Source organism: Seramator thermalis, assembly GCF_004138125.1.
In the GTDB taxonomy this organism is placed as follows: domain Bacteria; phylum Bacteroidota; class Bacteroidia; order Bacteroidales; family Dysgonomonadaceae; genus Seramator; species Seramator thermalis.
The window spans coordinates 131,161-145,776 of the sequence record NZ_RXHS01000001.1; the positions used below are offsets into that span (position 1 = coordinate 131,161).

Annotated in this window: 13 protein-coding genes; 4 read left to right on the top strand and 9 right to left on the bottom strand. The window is 41.7% G+C overall.

The genetic code is table 11. The features are described from left to right. Positions 1–5: 5 nt before the first annotated feature. Positions 6–299: a PG0541 family transporter-associated protein gene (locus EJN84_RS00595; RefSeq protein ID WP_129593604.1), complete on the top strand. Its 294-nt coding sequence runs from the start codon at positions 6–8 to the stop codon at positions 297–299. Between the two features lie 217 nt (positions 300–516). After that, positions 517–732: a winged helix-turn-helix domain-containing protein gene (locus EJN84_RS00600; RefSeq protein ID WP_129593605.1), complete on the top strand. Its 216-nt coding sequence runs from the start codon at positions 517–519 to the stop codon at positions 730–732. A gap of 92 nt (positions 733–824) precedes the next feature. Here the strand turns inward: EJN84_RS00600 and EJN84_RS00605 are convergent, their stop codons facing one another. The 6 genes from EJN84_RS00605 to EJN84_RS00630 all read right to left on the bottom strand — a co-directional run bounded on the left by EJN84_RS00605 (position 825) and on the right by EJN84_RS00630 (position 8,870). Then, positions 825–3,113, bottom strand: a complete 2,289-nt coding sequence (locus EJN84_RS00605; RefSeq protein WP_129593606.1) for a GH92 family glycosyl hydrolase — start codon at positions 3,111–3,113, stop codon at positions 825–827. Positions 3,114–3,116: 3 nt separating this feature from the next. Continuing rightward, a complete protein-coding gene (locus EJN84_RS00610) occupies positions 3,117–4,562 on the bottom strand; it encodes a glycoside hydrolase family 125 protein (RefSeq protein WP_129593607.1) in 1,446 nt (481 codons plus the stop codon). An 82-nt stretch (positions 4,563–4,644) separates the two neighbouring features. Continuing rightward, positions 4,645–5,844, bottom strand: a complete 1,200-nt coding sequence (locus tag EJN84_RS00615) for a glycoside hydrolase family 76 protein (protein WP_165003991.1) — start codon at positions 5,842–5,844, stop codon at positions 4,645–4,647. Further along, positions 5,841–6,320: an Lrp/AsnC family transcriptional regulator gene (locus EJN84_RS00620; protein ID WP_129593608.1), complete on the bottom strand. Its 480-nt coding sequence runs from the start codon at positions 6,318–6,320 to the stop codon at positions 5,841–5,843. Before EJN84_RS00620 ends, EJN84_RS00615 begins: the two co-directional genes overlap by 4 nt. Positions 6,321–6,403: 83 nt before the next feature. After that, a complete protein-coding gene (locus tag EJN84_RS00625) occupies positions 6,404–7,603 on the bottom strand; it encodes a M20 metallopeptidase family protein (RefSeq protein ID WP_129593609.1) in 1,200 nt (399 codons plus the stop codon). A 25-nt stretch (positions 7,604–7,628) separates the two neighbouring features. Further along, positions 7,629–8,870 carry a DUF1015 domain-containing protein gene (locus EJN84_RS00630; protein ID WP_129593610.1) on the bottom strand — a complete coding sequence of 414 codons (1,242 nt, stop codon included), beginning with the start codon at positions 8,868–8,870 and terminating at the stop codon, positions 7,629–7,631. A 146-nt stretch (positions 8,871–9,016) separates the two neighbouring features. Here EJN84_RS00630 and EJN84_RS00635 point away from each other — a divergent pair, with 146 nt between their 5' ends. Continuing rightward, positions 9,017–9,514 carry a DMP19 family protein gene (locus EJN84_RS00635; RefSeq protein ID WP_129593611.1) on the top strand — a complete coding sequence of 166 codons (498 nt, stop codon included), beginning with the start codon at positions 9,017–9,019 and terminating at the stop codon, positions 9,512–9,514. A gap of 66 nt (positions 9,515–9,580) precedes the next feature. Continuing rightward, positions 9,581–10,468, top strand: a complete 888-nt coding sequence (locus tag EJN84_RS00640) for a cation diffusion facilitator family transporter (protein WP_238943881.1) — start codon at positions 9,581–9,583, stop codon at positions 10,466–10,468. Between the two features lie 74 nt (positions 10,469–10,542). On the opposite strand, the gene crcB is transcribed toward EJN84_RS00640, so the two are convergent. Genes crcB through EJN84_RS00655 form a run of 3 tightly spaced genes read right to left on the bottom strand, consistent with a single transcriptional unit; the run spans position 10,543 to position 14,506 of the window. Beyond that, complete coding sequence (crcB, locus tag EJN84_RS00645; RefSeq protein WP_129593613.1) at positions 10,543–10,917, bottom strand: fluoride efflux transporter CrcB; 375 nt, start codon at positions 10,915–10,917, stop codon at positions 10,543–10,545. 21 nt (positions 10,918–10,938) lie between these two features. Continuing rightward, complete coding sequence (locus EJN84_RS00650) at positions 10,939–14,190, bottom strand: UvrD-helicase domain-containing protein (protein WP_129593614.1); 3,252 nt, start codon at positions 14,188–14,190, stop codon at positions 10,939–10,941. Beyond that, a complete protein-coding gene (locus EJN84_RS00655) occupies positions 14,168–14,506 on the bottom strand; it encodes a translation initiation factor (RefSeq protein WP_129593615.1) in 339 nt (112 codons plus the stop codon). The genes EJN84_RS00650 and EJN84_RS00655 overlap by 23 nt, the downstream gene beginning before the upstream one ends. Between the last annotated feature and the right edge of the window lie 110 nt (positions 14,507–14,616).

The following is a 14,616-nucleotide window of genomic DNA, read 5'->3' on the forward strand; positions in this document are numbered from 1 at the left end:
AAGATATGAAAGCAGTAATGATTATATTAGACCAAGCTCACTACGATGATATTACAAATCAACTGAGCAAACTCAATATTCGAGGGTTTACATCGTGGAAACCGGTGTATGGAAGAGGCAGCAATACGGGATATCCGCATTATGGAACTCATGCTTGGCCATCGCTCAACAACGCCATACTAACCGTGGTAGAAGATCATCAAGTAAAACCTTTGCTTAATTATTTGAAAAAATTGGACAAGGAATACGAGAATCTCGGACTACGCTCTTTCGTATGGAATATTGAAGATATGATTTGATTCTTTTCAAAAAATTTTATGCGATAAATAATGCTTTTTTAAGTCCCATAAAGATCCGGATGGATCTTTATGGGATTGTTTTTTAAATAGTTGAATACTTTTTGTATTTCAGTCCCCAAATATGAACAATAGGTTATTTCGAAATGTTCTATTTGTGAAAATTATTACATAATTAAGGAGATGAGAAAGCATCTTCCAACTCATAAAATATAACATTATGGACAAGAAAACAATCGGAACAAACGCAGGCATTATTTGGAATCTGTTGTATAACGGCCAAAAATGGAACTGCAAAAAATTGATGGAAGATTCCGGATTATCGGAAAGGGAAGTGTTGATGGCAATCGGATGGTTGGCTCGAGAAGACAAAATCGAATTTGAAACTTGTCCCGACGGTTCGGAATGCTATTATCTCATTATTAATTATTTTTGATTGAAACAATAACTGATTCAAATGCAAAACAGGCTGCTTCAAAAGTTGGAATGAAGCAGCCTGTTTTGAGTATTTAGATTTCTTGCTGTTTTCTATCTCTCGTTCAAAGAAAAAGAATAAGGTGCGTCTGTTTTTTGTATGCCGCGTGTCGTGTTTGGAGTTTCCGACATTGTAATATCTATCGTAGCACCACGCAACAAATCTTCATGTGCGAAATAATTTTTGGAATAAGGTCTGCCATTCAATCGAAATTCCCTGATATATCGCTTCGAAGGATCGTTATTGACTGCATTTATCCGAATAGTATTCCCATTCTCGAGCTTCACAGTCATCTTATTGAATAAAGGCGATCCGATCACATATTCATTGCTTCCCGGACAAACCGGATAGAATCCCAACGCCGAAAATACGTACCACGCCGAAGTTTGTCCATTGTCCTCATCGCCACAATAGCCATCGGGATGGGCGTTATAGAGTTTATCCATCACTTCGCGAACCCAATATTGAGCTTTCCACGGCTCACCGGCATAGTTGTAAAGATAAATCATATGCTGGATAGGCTGATTTCCATGAGCATACTGCCCCATATTCATGATCTGCATTTCACGAATTTCGTGAATGACGCCCCCATAATAGCTATCATCAAAAACGGGCGGCATTTTAAATACCGAATCAAGCATATTGACAAAAACTTGATTTCCTCCCATCAAATCGATCAATCCTTGCGGATCATGAAATACGGACCAAGTATAATGCCAACTGTTGCCTTCGGTGAAAGCATCTCCCCATTTAAATGGACTGAAAGGCGATTGAAATGTTCCGTCTTCGTTTTTCCCTCGCATGAGTTTGTATTCCGACGAATATAGATTTCGATAATTCTGACAACGTTTGGCGTAAAGATCTATCTCGCTTTGCGGACGTTTGAGCGCTTGGGCCAACCGATAGATCGTCCAATCGTCATAAGTATATTCGAGCGTACGTGCAGCACTCTCGTTAATACCGACATTGTAAGGGACGTACCCCAATTTGTTGTAATATTCGTATCCCAATCTTCCAGTTGATGAAACAGTGGGATGAACATGATTGGCCCCAAAAACTACCGCTTCGTAGAGTTTTTCGATATCATAACCTCTTAACCCTTTCAGGTAAGCATCGGCAACGATGGAGGCGGAATTATTGCCAACCATGCAACTCCGATGCCCGGGACTTGCCCATTCGGGTAGAAATCCGCTTTCTTTGTAGGTATTTATCAATCCTTCCTGAATTTCCTTGTTTACAGACGGATAAACAAGATTGAGCAATGGGAACAAAGCTCTGAAGGTATCCCAAAAACCGGTATCGGTGTACATATATCCGGGTAAAACCTGGCCATTATATGGGCTGTAATGAACTACCTTTCCATTTGCATCGATTTCGTATAACTTGCGTGGAAATAGCGTCGAACGGTAAAGAGTGGAATAAAATGTGCGTTGTTGATCAAGGTTTCCTCCTTCGATTTCGATTTTCCCCAACACATCGTTCCATGCCTTGCGACCATCGGCCATGACGGTTTCGAAATCTTTCGACGAAACTTCTTTCAGATTTTGCCATGCCTGATCGTAACTGATAAACGACGAAGCAACTTTAGCCGTAATTTTTTCGCCTCGCTTTGTTGCAAAACCCACAATGGCTCCTGCATGATCAGCATCAATTTTCAAAGCATTTTCTACAAATTTGCCATTATCAACGATTTGTCGATATTGAAAAGGTTTATCGAAAACGATTATAAAATAATTTTTGAAATTGTCGGGGACGCCACCACTGTTGCGGGTTGTAAACCCAATTACAGCATTTTTCGAAGGTATAATCTCAACAGCCGACCCTTTATCGAAAGCATCGATCACCACAAACGCATCTTTTGTTTCAGGAAAAGTAAAACGGAAAATAGCAGCACGATCGGTCGGTGTTATTTCGGTTGTAACATCATAATCAGCCAAATAGGCACTATAGTAATACGGCGTTGCTTTTTCGGCTTTATGCGAATACCAACTGGCACGCTTTTGTTGATCGAATTCGGGCTTTCCGGTGAGGGGCATGATGGCAAACTGACCATAATCGTTGATCCATGGGCTTGGCTGATGGGTTTGCTTGAAACCGTTGATTTTCCCGTCGGTGTAAACATATTGCCAACCATCGCCCATTTTTCGTGTTTGCGGTGTCCAAAAATTCATACCCCACGGACGAGCAACGGCAGGATACGTATTTCCGTTGGAAATAGCAAATTCCGATTGAGTTCCTACCAGAATACTCACATAATCAACGGGATCGTATTTGGTTTGAGCCAGGATCGAAACGGAACAAAAAATCGATCCCAAAATGAATGACCATAAAAAAATTTTCATTTCTCAGCTTTTTAACAAGTTCAATTTATTTTCCTTCTCCAACTTCACAATCAGTTCGCCAAACAAAGTATTAGCCCATGCAAACCATTTTCGGGTGAAATGCGATGGATCGTCCTTATGAAACGATTCGTGCATAAATCCGGTATCTCCATCCGTATCTCGCAACATACGTATGTCCTGTCTGATTTCTTCATCATTGCTGCTGGTCATGGCGTGCATGATGATGCTCATTGGCCAAATCATGTCATAACCGATGTGAGGACCGCCAATACCATGTCCGGCTTTCCCTTCGAAAAAATAGGGATTATCTTTACTCCAAACAAATTTGCGCGTATTTTGATAAATAGGATCATTATTGTCAATAGCACCGAGATAAGGAAGTCCCAACAAACTCGGGACATTGGCATCATCCATAATGTATTGATTTCCAAAACCATCAACTTCGAAAGCATAGATTTTGCCATACTTAGGATGTGTGTGAACTGCATATTTGTGCAAAGCTTCCTCCACCTCATTCGCCAAAGAACGACATGCTGTGGCAAAATCCTTTTCATTGGTAACCTCCTCGGATATTTCGGCAATTTGTCGAAGCGAAATAACGGCAAAGAAATTGGAAGGCACTAAAAATCCGAACGTCGTGGCATCATCGGAAGGACGAAATGACGAAACAATCAAACCCACAGGATTTACCGGATTGCCAAAACCATCATTGCAAACCGTATCCAATTGGCGATCGGTTACACGACGAAATGAATACGGGCCTAAACCGTTTTTCCGCTGTTGTTCCTTGAAGGTTTTCAATACGGAATGCATCGCATTTTTCCAATCTTCATCAAAAACAGAAGCATCGTTGGTCGTTTTCCAATAGTGATACGAAAGGCGAACAGGATAACACAGCGAATCGATTTCCCATTTCCGTTCGTGAAGCATCGGATTCATCTTTGTAAAATCCTTCATCCATTCGCCGTCCGGCTTTGGATCGTGATTGAATGCATTGGCATACGAATCGATGAGAATGCACTGAGCTTGACGATGAATAACGCCGGAAATCATTTCGCGAAGATGAGCATCTTCTGCGGTCAATGGTAGATATGGCCAAACCTGAGCGGACGAATCGCGCAACCACATGGCATCAATGTCGCCCGTAATGACAAAAGTATCGGGTTTCCCGTTTCGAGAACCAAATTTTACTGTAGTATCCAGCGTGTTGGGATAACAATTTTCAAACATCCATGCAAGTTTCGGATCCTTTATTTTCGATTTTAGCCTCTCAATGGTTTGATCGACCGATTTCGAACTAAAATTACGCCGGGCAAGAGCAGGGCGTTTTGATACATAAGTCATTCCATTCGACGATATTTTCGTCTGACCCATTATCCATTCAGGCGATGCAGCTGCCGCAACCAATCCAAGACTTCCTTTTTTGATAAACTCTCTACGTGTTGTCATTTTTTGCTTAAATAATTATGTTGTGGTGAAACTAAAAACAATCTCCAAATTTAACAATTTAGGTCGATATTGCCAATTAATCTTATTCCAAATCGGGTAATTCGGCAAAAAGTTCTATCATACAAGCATTGTCGAGTAGTGATTTGTGAGGCTGGGTTGTTTTTCGATACCAACTATTGCCAAACAATCCGTTTTCGTCCAAAGTATGATAAAAAGCATAGTAAGCATTATCTTTCAATGTTTTAATAAATACGTCATTTCTATCGATAGAATATAGTTCGTTCAGACCACGAAGCAAAATCACGTTAAACCATGGAGATTCGCGATAAAAAAGCATTTTCCCATCCGACGTCTCCTGTTCTTTAACAAAAAAATGATAAGCACCTTCGGCAGAAAGTTGAGCATCGTGAAGATAATTCTTCTTTTTGGTGATTTTATAAAGTCTGGCTGCGGCTTCTATCATCTGACCTGTATTATATGTATATTTTTGTTTGCTTATCCGGCCTTCGAGGTTCACGTTGTCCCAATAGACATTATCCGATAAATCAAGCAAATTCTGCTTTGTCCAATTGTAAATTTCGATGGCTTGGTCGAGATATTTCTTTTCATGGGTGATTTCGTATAAGCGTGCACACAACACTGCAGTAGGAGCATTAGAGCATGTGTTTTTGCTATGTTTCTTTTGTTCGCACCAATACACGCCACCTCCCAACACATCGTCTTTGCCGCTCATAATGAAATCATAAAGTTGCTTGGCTTTTTGCAAATATTTTTGCCGATGGGTTGTTTCGTACAAGGTACAAAAATCGAGCGCTATCCAAACATTGTCGTCATAATAACGATCACTTTTGCCGGCAAAAGTGGGATATGACTGATACGCAGCGGGATCACGACCGGAATCCCAGTATTTTTCCAAACCCAGCAAAAGGTGATTTTCGAGCAAATCGAGATATTTGTGATCTCGCGTTTCTCGAAACAAAGCAACAACTCCTGAAATTACGCCTGAATATGGCCACAAGTAAGAAACCTCTTGCGGGTGTTGCTGATCAGCTCCTTCGGCAAGATAATCGACCTTGTTATCTATTTTTCTCGGATAAGTTTCTGCCAAAAGTCCATATTCGGGAACATGATAAAGCCTCAGTACTCGATTCAAAACAGAATCCGAAATCATGATGTTTTCCTTTTTCTGGATATCGCAGAACGATTTATCCTCTGCCGACAAAAAACCTGAAAGTGTGAAAAAAAGAGTGGCCGTTAATAAAATACGAAGAAATGTTTTCATTTTTCGACCTCCTTTGTAAAATTGATTGGCAATTTTTTGCGAAATGCTTCCTTGAAACAAATCAAAGTTTCGGTGCGCGCCAAGCCAATTGGTTGAATTTTTTCGTGAATAAGCGACAATAAATCGTGATTGTTGCGGACATAAACCTTTATCAACAAATCATAATCGCCTGTAGTGTAGTAACATTCCACTACCTCATCTATTTTTTCCAATTCCTTCACTGCGTGATCGTAACTACTCGGATTGTTGAGAAAAATCCCAATATATGCACAAGTTTCATATCCGATTTTTTCGAAATCAATGATAAATTCCGACCCCTTAATCACACCAATATTCATGAGTTTCTGAACGCGCTGATGAATAGCCGCACCCGAAACACCGCATTCGCGGGCAACTTCCAGAAAAGGAATGCGCGCATTGTTCACAATTAGATTCAATATCTTTTCGTCTAATTCATCCAAATCATGATATGCCATAAAAAATAATTAATTTATCGTAAATAAATAAAATTTAAATCTCTCAAGCAAAAAAAATAGGCAGAAACCGAGAATGAATTATTTCAATCATTCGACGATAAACTGCTTAAAGCTATATAGGCGAAGGTACCAACGGCTGTTTTCAGTGCCGATTCGTCGATCAGAAAGGTATCGGAATGCAATGCTCCCGGTTTGCCGGAATTTCCGGAAACGCCAAATCGATAATAGCAGCACGGATAAAGTTGCGAAAAAAAGCCGAAATCGTCGGCAGTCATTCGTTTCGGAAATTCCAAAACATGTGCTTCTCCAAGATATTCAACGACTTTCGCCCTCACTTTTCGATTTACAACCTCATCATTCACCACACAGGGATATCCATCGGGCAGAACAGTTTCACAAACACATCCGTAAGCATCAGCCGTTGACTTGGCAATGCGCGGAATAGCTTCGAGCATCCGCCGGCGCTCTTCTTCGTCCATGCAACGCAGCGATCCTGCAAGTGTAACCGCACCGGGAACAACATTCGTTGCTCCATTGGCAATAAATTTGCCGAAGGACAGTACCATCGGATTGAACGGATTACGCAGCCTGCTGACTACTTGCTGCATGGCAACTACGATATTCGAAGCCGCAAGCACCGTATCGTTCAGTTCGTGAGGCAATGCGCCGTGCCCTCCCTGTCCTCGGACAGTGATATGCACTTCGTCGGCCGAAGCCATAATCGTGCCGACTTGAAACCCGACTGTACCGGCAGGCAAATCGATATAGGCATGTTGTTTGACAATGAAGTCGGGATGAAAATCGCGAAAAACTCCATCTTTTAGCATCAAATCAGCGCCACCCGGTGATTGTTCTTCCCCCGGCTGGAAAACAAAAAGCGCCGTTCCGGAAAATTCATTTCGAAGCGAAAACACGATTTTCGCCGCTCCCATCATTGCTGCCGACTGGACATCGTGTCCACAGGCATGCATCACGCCGTCGTTCTCCGATTTGTATTCAACCTCGTTTTGTTCCTGCACAGGTAAAGCATCCATATCGGCAACAAAGGCAAGTGTTTTTCTTTTCCCGGACTTTAACCCTTCCACCCAGGCTAAAATACCATATCCTCCGATATTTTTTCGATAGGGAATATTTTCAACTTCAAGAAAATGGCAAATATATTCCGAAGTCAGCTTCTCGCGATAAGATAATTCCGGATGTCGATGCAACCAATGGTAATGTTCTACAACCTCAGGAAAAATCTGTTCGGAAAATTTTTGTATCGTTTCTGCTAATTTTGTCATTAACTTTCAGCTAAATGATTTCCACTCAATCGAGTATATGAATTACAATTCCCGAACGCAATTTTGGTTCAAACCATGTGGTTTTGGGAGGCATAATATTACCGCTATCTGCAATATCCATCAATTGTTTCATCGAAACAGGATACAATGCGATGGCGAGAGCCATTTCGCCGCTGTCCACCCGTTTTTTGAGTTCACCCAAGCCACGAATTCCGCCCACGAAATCGATGCGTTTGTCGCTGCGCAGGTCTTTGATTCCCAAAATTTCATCGAGAATGTAACGAGAAGTGAGGGTAACATCGAGTTGCTCGATCGGATCGTCATCATTGATTATCGAAGGACGTGCTGTTACACTAAACGATTTTCCATCGAGATAAATCGAAAAATTGTGTAATCCGCGAGGCTTCTGAATTTCGGTTCCTGTAGGTTCGACAATGAAATTTTTTCCGAGTTTTTGCAAAAACTCTTCAGGCGTCAGTCCGTTCAAATCTTTTACCAACCGATTGTAATCGATGATGGTAAGTTGACTTTGCGGAAAACATACGGCCATGAAATAGTTGTATTCCTCATCGCCTTTGTGGTTCGGATTATTCCGAGCTTTTTCGGCACCAACTAGTGCAGCCGCTGCCGAGCGGTGATGGCCGTCGGCAATGTACATGGCGGGAATCGAATCGAAAATGCGAGTGATGGCATCGATGTCTTTTTGATCGGACACGAGCCAGAAATGATGTCCGACACCGTCTTCCGAAACAAAATCATATTCGGGAGCTCCGGACGTAATGCGCCTCACTATTTCATCAAGTTCCGGCCGATCCGGATAGGCAAAGAAAACAGGCTCGAGATTGGCATTAGTTATTCTGACGTGCTTCATGCGGTCTTCTTCCTTATCGCGCCGTGTAAGTTCGTGTTTCTTGATTTTTCCGGTCATATAATCGTCCACATAAGCTCCGACGACAATGCCGTATTGCGTTTTTCCGTTCATGGTTTGGGCATAGACGTAATACATTTCGCGATCGTCTTGCACAAGCCATCCTTTTTGCCGGAACAAACGAAAATTTTCTGCGGCCTTTTCATACACATCGGCGTCGTGTTCGTCTTTTCCCACAGGAAAATCGATCTCGGGTTTGATGATGTGATAGAGCGATTTTTCATTCCCTTCGGCTTCTGAGCGGGCTTCTTCCGAATTTAACACATCATAAGGACGCGATGCCACCTCTTTAACCCATTCTTTGGGGGGTCGAACGCCTTTAAAAGGTTTTACTTTCATCTTTTTTAGATAATTTTTTTCAAAGGTTATTATTGCACAAATTTAGATGATAATATTGACAAAGGAAGAACCCGAACAAATATTTTTCGAGAAAAATGTGTATTTTGAAATAAATATGTATTTTTGAAATAAATATAATTGACGGTATGATCCAAATTCCCGAAAACAAAATTATTGATGCAGCCCGGCAAGGTATGGACGAATTTTTAAAAGTATTTTCCGATGCATATCTCGATGAAGTTGATGGCACACTTTCGGCTGAAAATATGCCAAAACTTACGGGTTATCAACATGCATTGCTCGCCTATCGGTTTTTTCAGGAAGAAGTAAACCAAGGCGGATTCGTTCAACTCATTCAAAACGGGTTTGGAGGTTATATTTTCGACAATCCGACGGCCAAAGCATGGAAAATATTTGGCGCAACGGAAGCGGCAAAAATTCTGTACAAAGCCAAAGAAATCTATGATGCGCATCGCACCGAATTGGAACGTGAAACAACCGATGAAGAATTTACGGCCATGTATGTCGATTTCGAACAGTTCGACGAGCTGGAAGAAAATTATTTTCTGATCGAAGAAGAACAGACCGCTAAAATTGCTTCGTTTGTGGACAACCATATCGAAGAATTCGCTCAAATTATTTAATATACGCCTTTAATATACGCCCCATTCATTTTTGCCGATATGACAGTCAAATCGTTAAAAAAATTCATGTATCTGTCCATTGCTGCAGCCGTTGTTACTATTTTACTAAAATTTACGGCCTATAAAGTTACAGGATCGATCGGCTTTTTTTCGGACGCCTTAGAATCAATTGTTAATCTTCTTGCAGCCGTATTCGGACTTATCATGCTCCATGTCTCCGAAAAACCTGCCGACGAAGGGCATGAATTCGGGCACAGCAAAGCTGAATATTTCTCGAGTGCCATCGAGGGATCATTGATTCTTTTAGCGGCTTTCAGCATTATCTGGTCGGCTGTTCCACGATTGATACATCCAATTGCATTGGAAAATATCAATATCGGATTGCTGTTTTCGGTAGGTGCATCGCTTGTGAATCTTGCTGTGGGTCAGATGCTGATTCGCAATGGCAAGAAAAGCAAATCGCTTCTCGTGGAAGCTGACGGAAAACATTTGATGACCGATGTCTGGACTTCAGCAGGTGTGATTGCAGGCATTTTGTTGGTTAAATTTACAGGTATTCTCATTCTCGACCCCATTATAGCCATATTGGTAGCTCTCAACATTGTTTATACGGGCTATCGCCTCATCAGCAGATCTACCAACGGATTGATGGATGCATCAATTTCGGAAACCGAAATCGATCAAGTAAAGAAATATCTCGATAGTCTGAAAGAAAAAGATATCACGTATCATTCTCTGATGACGCGTCAGGCAGGGCAACGAAAATTCATTTCGTTTCATTTGCTCGTACCCGGAGCATGGACGGTGCAACAAGGACATGAAAATGCGGATATCATAGAAGAAACGATTGAAGATATGTTCGACGAACCTGTTACGGTAACTTCGCATATCGAACCGGTTGAAGATCCTGCATCACTGAAAGATATAGGTATTGACCGGAAGAAGAACAGTTGAAAAAAGACTCGTCCACATTCATGAAACATCAAAACAGGTAAATTTTTTCGATCCGTATCCTCACATTATTATATTCAACTTACCATTTTCATTCCCAGCCATACGGCTATAATTCCGAGCACAACGCTTGCCGTCAAATAAAGCAACAAAATTCCCCATTGATTCATTTCTATCAAACGGTAATTCTCGAACGCAAACGTCGAAAAGGTTGTGTATCCACCGCAAAAGCCAACAATAAACAGCAAGCGGAATGGCTGATTGTCGGGCATGTGCGAAAGCATCCATCCCGATAAGATTCCGATGAGAAAACAACCGATCAGATTTGCTGCCAACGTTCCCAGGAAAAGCCATTGCGCTGCAACCAATCGTGCCATAAACCGCGAAGTAAGAAATCGCATAATGCTTCCAATACCTCCACCTATGCCTACAAACAATATATCTTTAAACATACGAAGTCGTTAATTCATTTTTTAAACCTGTTCTATTTTCCGTAATTTCACATAATAGATATATCCTTTTACGTCCGAAAATTCCATTTTTTGCAACAGCTTCACATAATGTTGAACCTGTCGACGATATTTAGGATCTTCCGCTTCGCCAAATTTATAGTCCACCACTATGGCTTTGTTGCCGTCCATCATTATGCGGTCGGGACGACTAAATCCCCATTCCGGATCGAGTGTTTGCATCTCGTTAAGAACGATATATTTTCCCGAGTACCAATCGGAAACTTCAGGAAGCAACAACATTTCGGTGATCTCTTCGAAAACTTCTTTCTGTTCTGTTTCCGTTAATTCGCCCTCCATTACCCTACGTTGCAACGCACCGGACAAATCACTCACCGTTTTGATGCTGCTCACAATTTCGTGCATAAGCATGCCTCGTGCACGACTGCCGTCATCGTTGAAATAACCAATGGAATTCAATCGCAGTTTCAATCGACCTTCGAATGGGATCGACCTCCATTCTTCCATTTTACAGGCATCAATCGAATTGGGTTTGTTGTAGGATTCAATTTTAGAGGGAATACCATATTCGAAAACACTTTCATTCTCATTTTCGAAATAATAATTTTTCAGATCGATATCCGACTTTATAGAGTCGGACAGAGCCATTGGTTCGGAAACGGCTCGATAAATCAAATCCGAAATTCTCGTGATATTGTCCTTGCCTTTGGGCGCATAACAGATAAGCTGTTGCTTTGGACGAGTGAGAGCCACATAAAGCAGATTGAGATTATCGATATACGATAGCAGTTTTTCGCGCAAATAATCTTCACGAAAAATAGTATTGGCCATATCTTTCTTATACTTCACGGGGACTATCGCCAATTCGTTAAAGGGTTCACGATCGGGCATGCACCAAACAAATTCGGCATGTCCGGAAGAATGATCCACCTCCCAATCAACAAACGGCATGAGAACGACATCGAATTCAAGCCCTTTCGACTTGTGAATAGTGATGAGTCGGATGGCATCCTGTCCATCGGGCGAAAACAACGTCAAGCTCCGACTTTCTTCATCCCACCATTCGAGAAAACTGTTTAAATCGGACGACGCATCGGCACTGAATTTCAATACCACATCGAGAAAAGCCTGAACGAATGCATTTTCATTTTCATTCATTGCCTCCGAAGACATTGCAAAAAATGCTTCAACGCTTTCGTAGAGCGGAAGTTGCGAAATATGCGTGAGTCGAGCGCCCATTTCGTCTAGTGCTTCGGCATTAGCCGGATCGTTGCAAAAAGCGAGTGCTTCTCCGGGCGTCATTGCCCGATGAAATCGTACGAGTTCGTACATGGCCATCAGCCGACGCGTTTCATCCGCCGGATTCTGAAAATGCCTTAATATGGCTATTGCCGCTTTCACGCTTTGTGCGTTGGCAACCAGCAATGCTTCGTTGGAAATTATGTCATATCGATATTTAGAATCGGCATGCTCACGTTTGTAATTCAACAAACTTTCGGCAACAAGAACGGCATCCTTGTTACTGCGCACCAGTATGGCAATCTGCGAAAGCGAAAAGCCACGATCCTGAAGCGATTCGATGTCGAGAGGCAGCCTTTTGAGCGATTCCGATTTCCAATCATCTTCTTTTTCATTGCGCAGAAAAGTTATTTTAACGTACCCTTGAGCCGTTTTTTTCTTTTCGGGAATGGTCTGACAAGCCTGTGCATAAATCTCGATGATTTTGGACTGTGCATATTTCGCAAATTGGCTTCCATCAGCGGTCTCCAATGAATCGTTGTAAACATCCTGAAGCAATCGGGGAACCTGAGCAAAAAGAGAATTGTTGAATTCCACGATACACTGCTCGCTTCGCCAATTGACATCGAGCGCATGATGATTGATTTGGGCAGGTTGAAAATCTCGATCGATTTGATCTTCAAGCAGTCGCCAATCGCCATTTCTGAATCGATAAATACTTTGCTTCACGTCGCCTACGATGAGATTGAAATGGTTGGAAGCAAGACTTTCACGGACAAGAGGCAAAAAATTGTTCCACTGCAGCGGAGAAGTATCCTGAAACTCATCAATCATAAAATGAAGCAAACGTGTACCTGTTTTTTCATAGATGAAAGGGGAATCGTTTTCCGAAATCAAATGATTGAGCAGCTCGGTTGTGTCCGACAAAAATAATGTATCCGTTTCTCGTTGCAATAAACGAAGTCGTTTCTCGATATCCGAAAGGATGCCGAGTGCATAAAAATTTTCGAGAATACTATTGGCTGTATTAAAGAACAAATCGTCTTCTGATAACGCAATAATTCGGTTTAAGCAATCGTTTAATCCATCAGCGTAAGCCGCACGAATCTGCGATGCTTTGGGATTGCCGTCCTTCGTCCAGTTATCTATGTTGTTAGCAGCATTCACAAGTCGAGGAGAAGGTTTGGATAATTCGCCTTTGGCCACTTTCGAAAAGATCGAAAAGCCCGAATTTCTACCAAATTTCATGTCATCATAGGCTATGCCATGACGTTGCATGATAGCAAGGGCCTCTTTTCCGATAGCTTTCGCAGAATTTATATATTCTCGTTTGATCTGCTCAAGTTTCTTGCGATAAGATTCGAGTTTTTCCTTATCCTGAATGGTAGATAATTCATCTTCTGAAAGAAACCTTACATTTTCCTTGAACATTTGTTTTCCGAAATCCTGCAAGATTTTTCTGATGTTCCAACTCTTGTTGTCACCAATTTGTGATTTCATCATCGAAAGAAGCCAATCGGCAATTGCCTTGTTTTCAGGTTTATCCAATTCGGCAATCAGCAAATCTATGGCCTCGTTGAGCAGAGTGGTTTGATCCAATTCGATATTGTAATTGCCGGCCAATCCTATCTCACGAGTGAAAGCACGCACGGTTTGCTGAAAAAAACGGTCGATGGTGCTCACCGAAAAAGCGGAATAATCATGAAGAATGGTTTCGAGCAGATTTTTGGCTTTTTGACGAATGGATGTTTCGTCCATTTCGAACTCTTTCATCAGATCGTCCAGATATCCGGACTCTTGGTTTGTAGCGAGATGATGGAGTTCTTTCACGATGCGCGACTTCATTTCATCCGTAGCTTTGTTGGTGAAAGTAACCGCGAGAATATGCCTATAATTGTTCTCGCCTCCATAAAGCAAACGAAGATACTCTCCGGTCAGACGATATGTTTTGCCCGATCCTGCCGAAGCTTTATAAATATGCAAAACTTCATTCTCAGATAATACGCGATTTGGCATAACCCTCCTTTTGAAGAATGTCGAGCACTTTTTGTCGATGATCGCCCTGAATAATGATTTCGCCCTCCTTGGCCGAACCTCCCACTCCACATCTTACTTTCAACAACTTTGCAAGCGCCTGCAAATCATCGTCTGAACCCGCGAAACCGGTAATCAGCGTTACCGCTTTTCCGTTTCGGTTGCGCTTGTCCAGTTGGATGCGTAATTGCTGTTTTTCCTTTGCAACAGTTTCGATCGACGATTTTTCATTCTCCTGAAAATGATAATCGGGATTGGTGGAATAAACTATATCCGGTCTTTTTTTCCAGTCGTTCATTGTCTGAAATGTTTTTCCAAAGATATTATTTTTTGCTGGTATGCCCAAGAAAAGCATTTTACTATGAGGAAAAAAGTGTATTTTAGCGTTTCCAATTGAGAAAAACAGAA

Excerpts from the sequence above, each read along its gene's own strand:
- EJN84_RS00600 (WP_129593605.1), top strand. The coding sequence starts at position 517 with ATGGACAAGAAAACAATCGGAACAAACGCAGGCATTATTTGGAATCTG.
- EJN84_RS00640 (WP_238943881.1), top strand. The coding sequence starts at position 9,581 with ATGTATCTGTCCATTGCTGCAGCCGTTGTTACTATTTTACTAAAATTT.
- EJN84_RS00625 (WP_129593609.1), bottom strand. The coding sequence starts at position 7,603 with ATGACAAAATTAGCAGAAACGATACAAAAATTTTCCGAACAGATTTTT.
- EJN84_RS00610 (WP_129593607.1), bottom strand. The coding sequence starts at position 4,562 with ATGACAACACGTAGAGAGTTTATCAAAAAAGGAAGTCTTGGATTGGTT.
- EJN84_RS00615 (WP_165003991.1), bottom strand. The coding sequence starts at position 5,844 with ATGAAAACATTTCTTCGTATTTTATTAACGGCCACTCTTTTTTTCACA.
- crcB (WP_129593613.1), bottom strand. The coding sequence starts at position 10,917 with ATGTTTAAAGATATATTGTTTGTAGGCATAGGTGGAGGTATTGGAAGC.
- EJN84_RS00605 (WP_129593606.1), bottom strand. The coding sequence starts at position 3,113 with ATGAAAATTTTTTTATGGTCATTCATTTTGGGATCGATTTTTTGTTCC.
- EJN84_RS00620 (WP_129593608.1), bottom strand. The coding sequence starts at position 6,320 with ATGGCATATCATGATTTGGATGAATTAGACGAAAAGATATTGAATCTA.
- EJN84_RS00635 (WP_129593611.1), top strand. The coding sequence starts at position 9,017 with ATGATCCAAATTCCCGAAAACAAAATTATTGATGCAGCCCGGCAAGGT.
- EJN84_RS00655 (WP_129593615.1), bottom strand. The coding sequence starts at position 14,506 with ATGAACGACTGGAAAAAAAGACCGGATATAGTTTATTCCACCAATCCC.
- EJN84_RS00630 (WP_129593610.1), bottom strand. The coding sequence starts at position 8,870 with ATGAAAGTAAAACCTTTTAAAGGCGTTCGACCCCCCAAAGAATGGGTT.
- EJN84_RS00595 (WP_129593604.1), top strand. The coding sequence starts at position 6 with ATGAAAGCAGTAATGATTATATTAGACCAAGCTCACTACGATGATATT.
- EJN84_RS00650 (WP_129593614.1), bottom strand. The coding sequence starts at position 14,190 with ATGCCAAATCGCGTATTATCTGAGAATGAAGTTTTGCATATTTATAAA.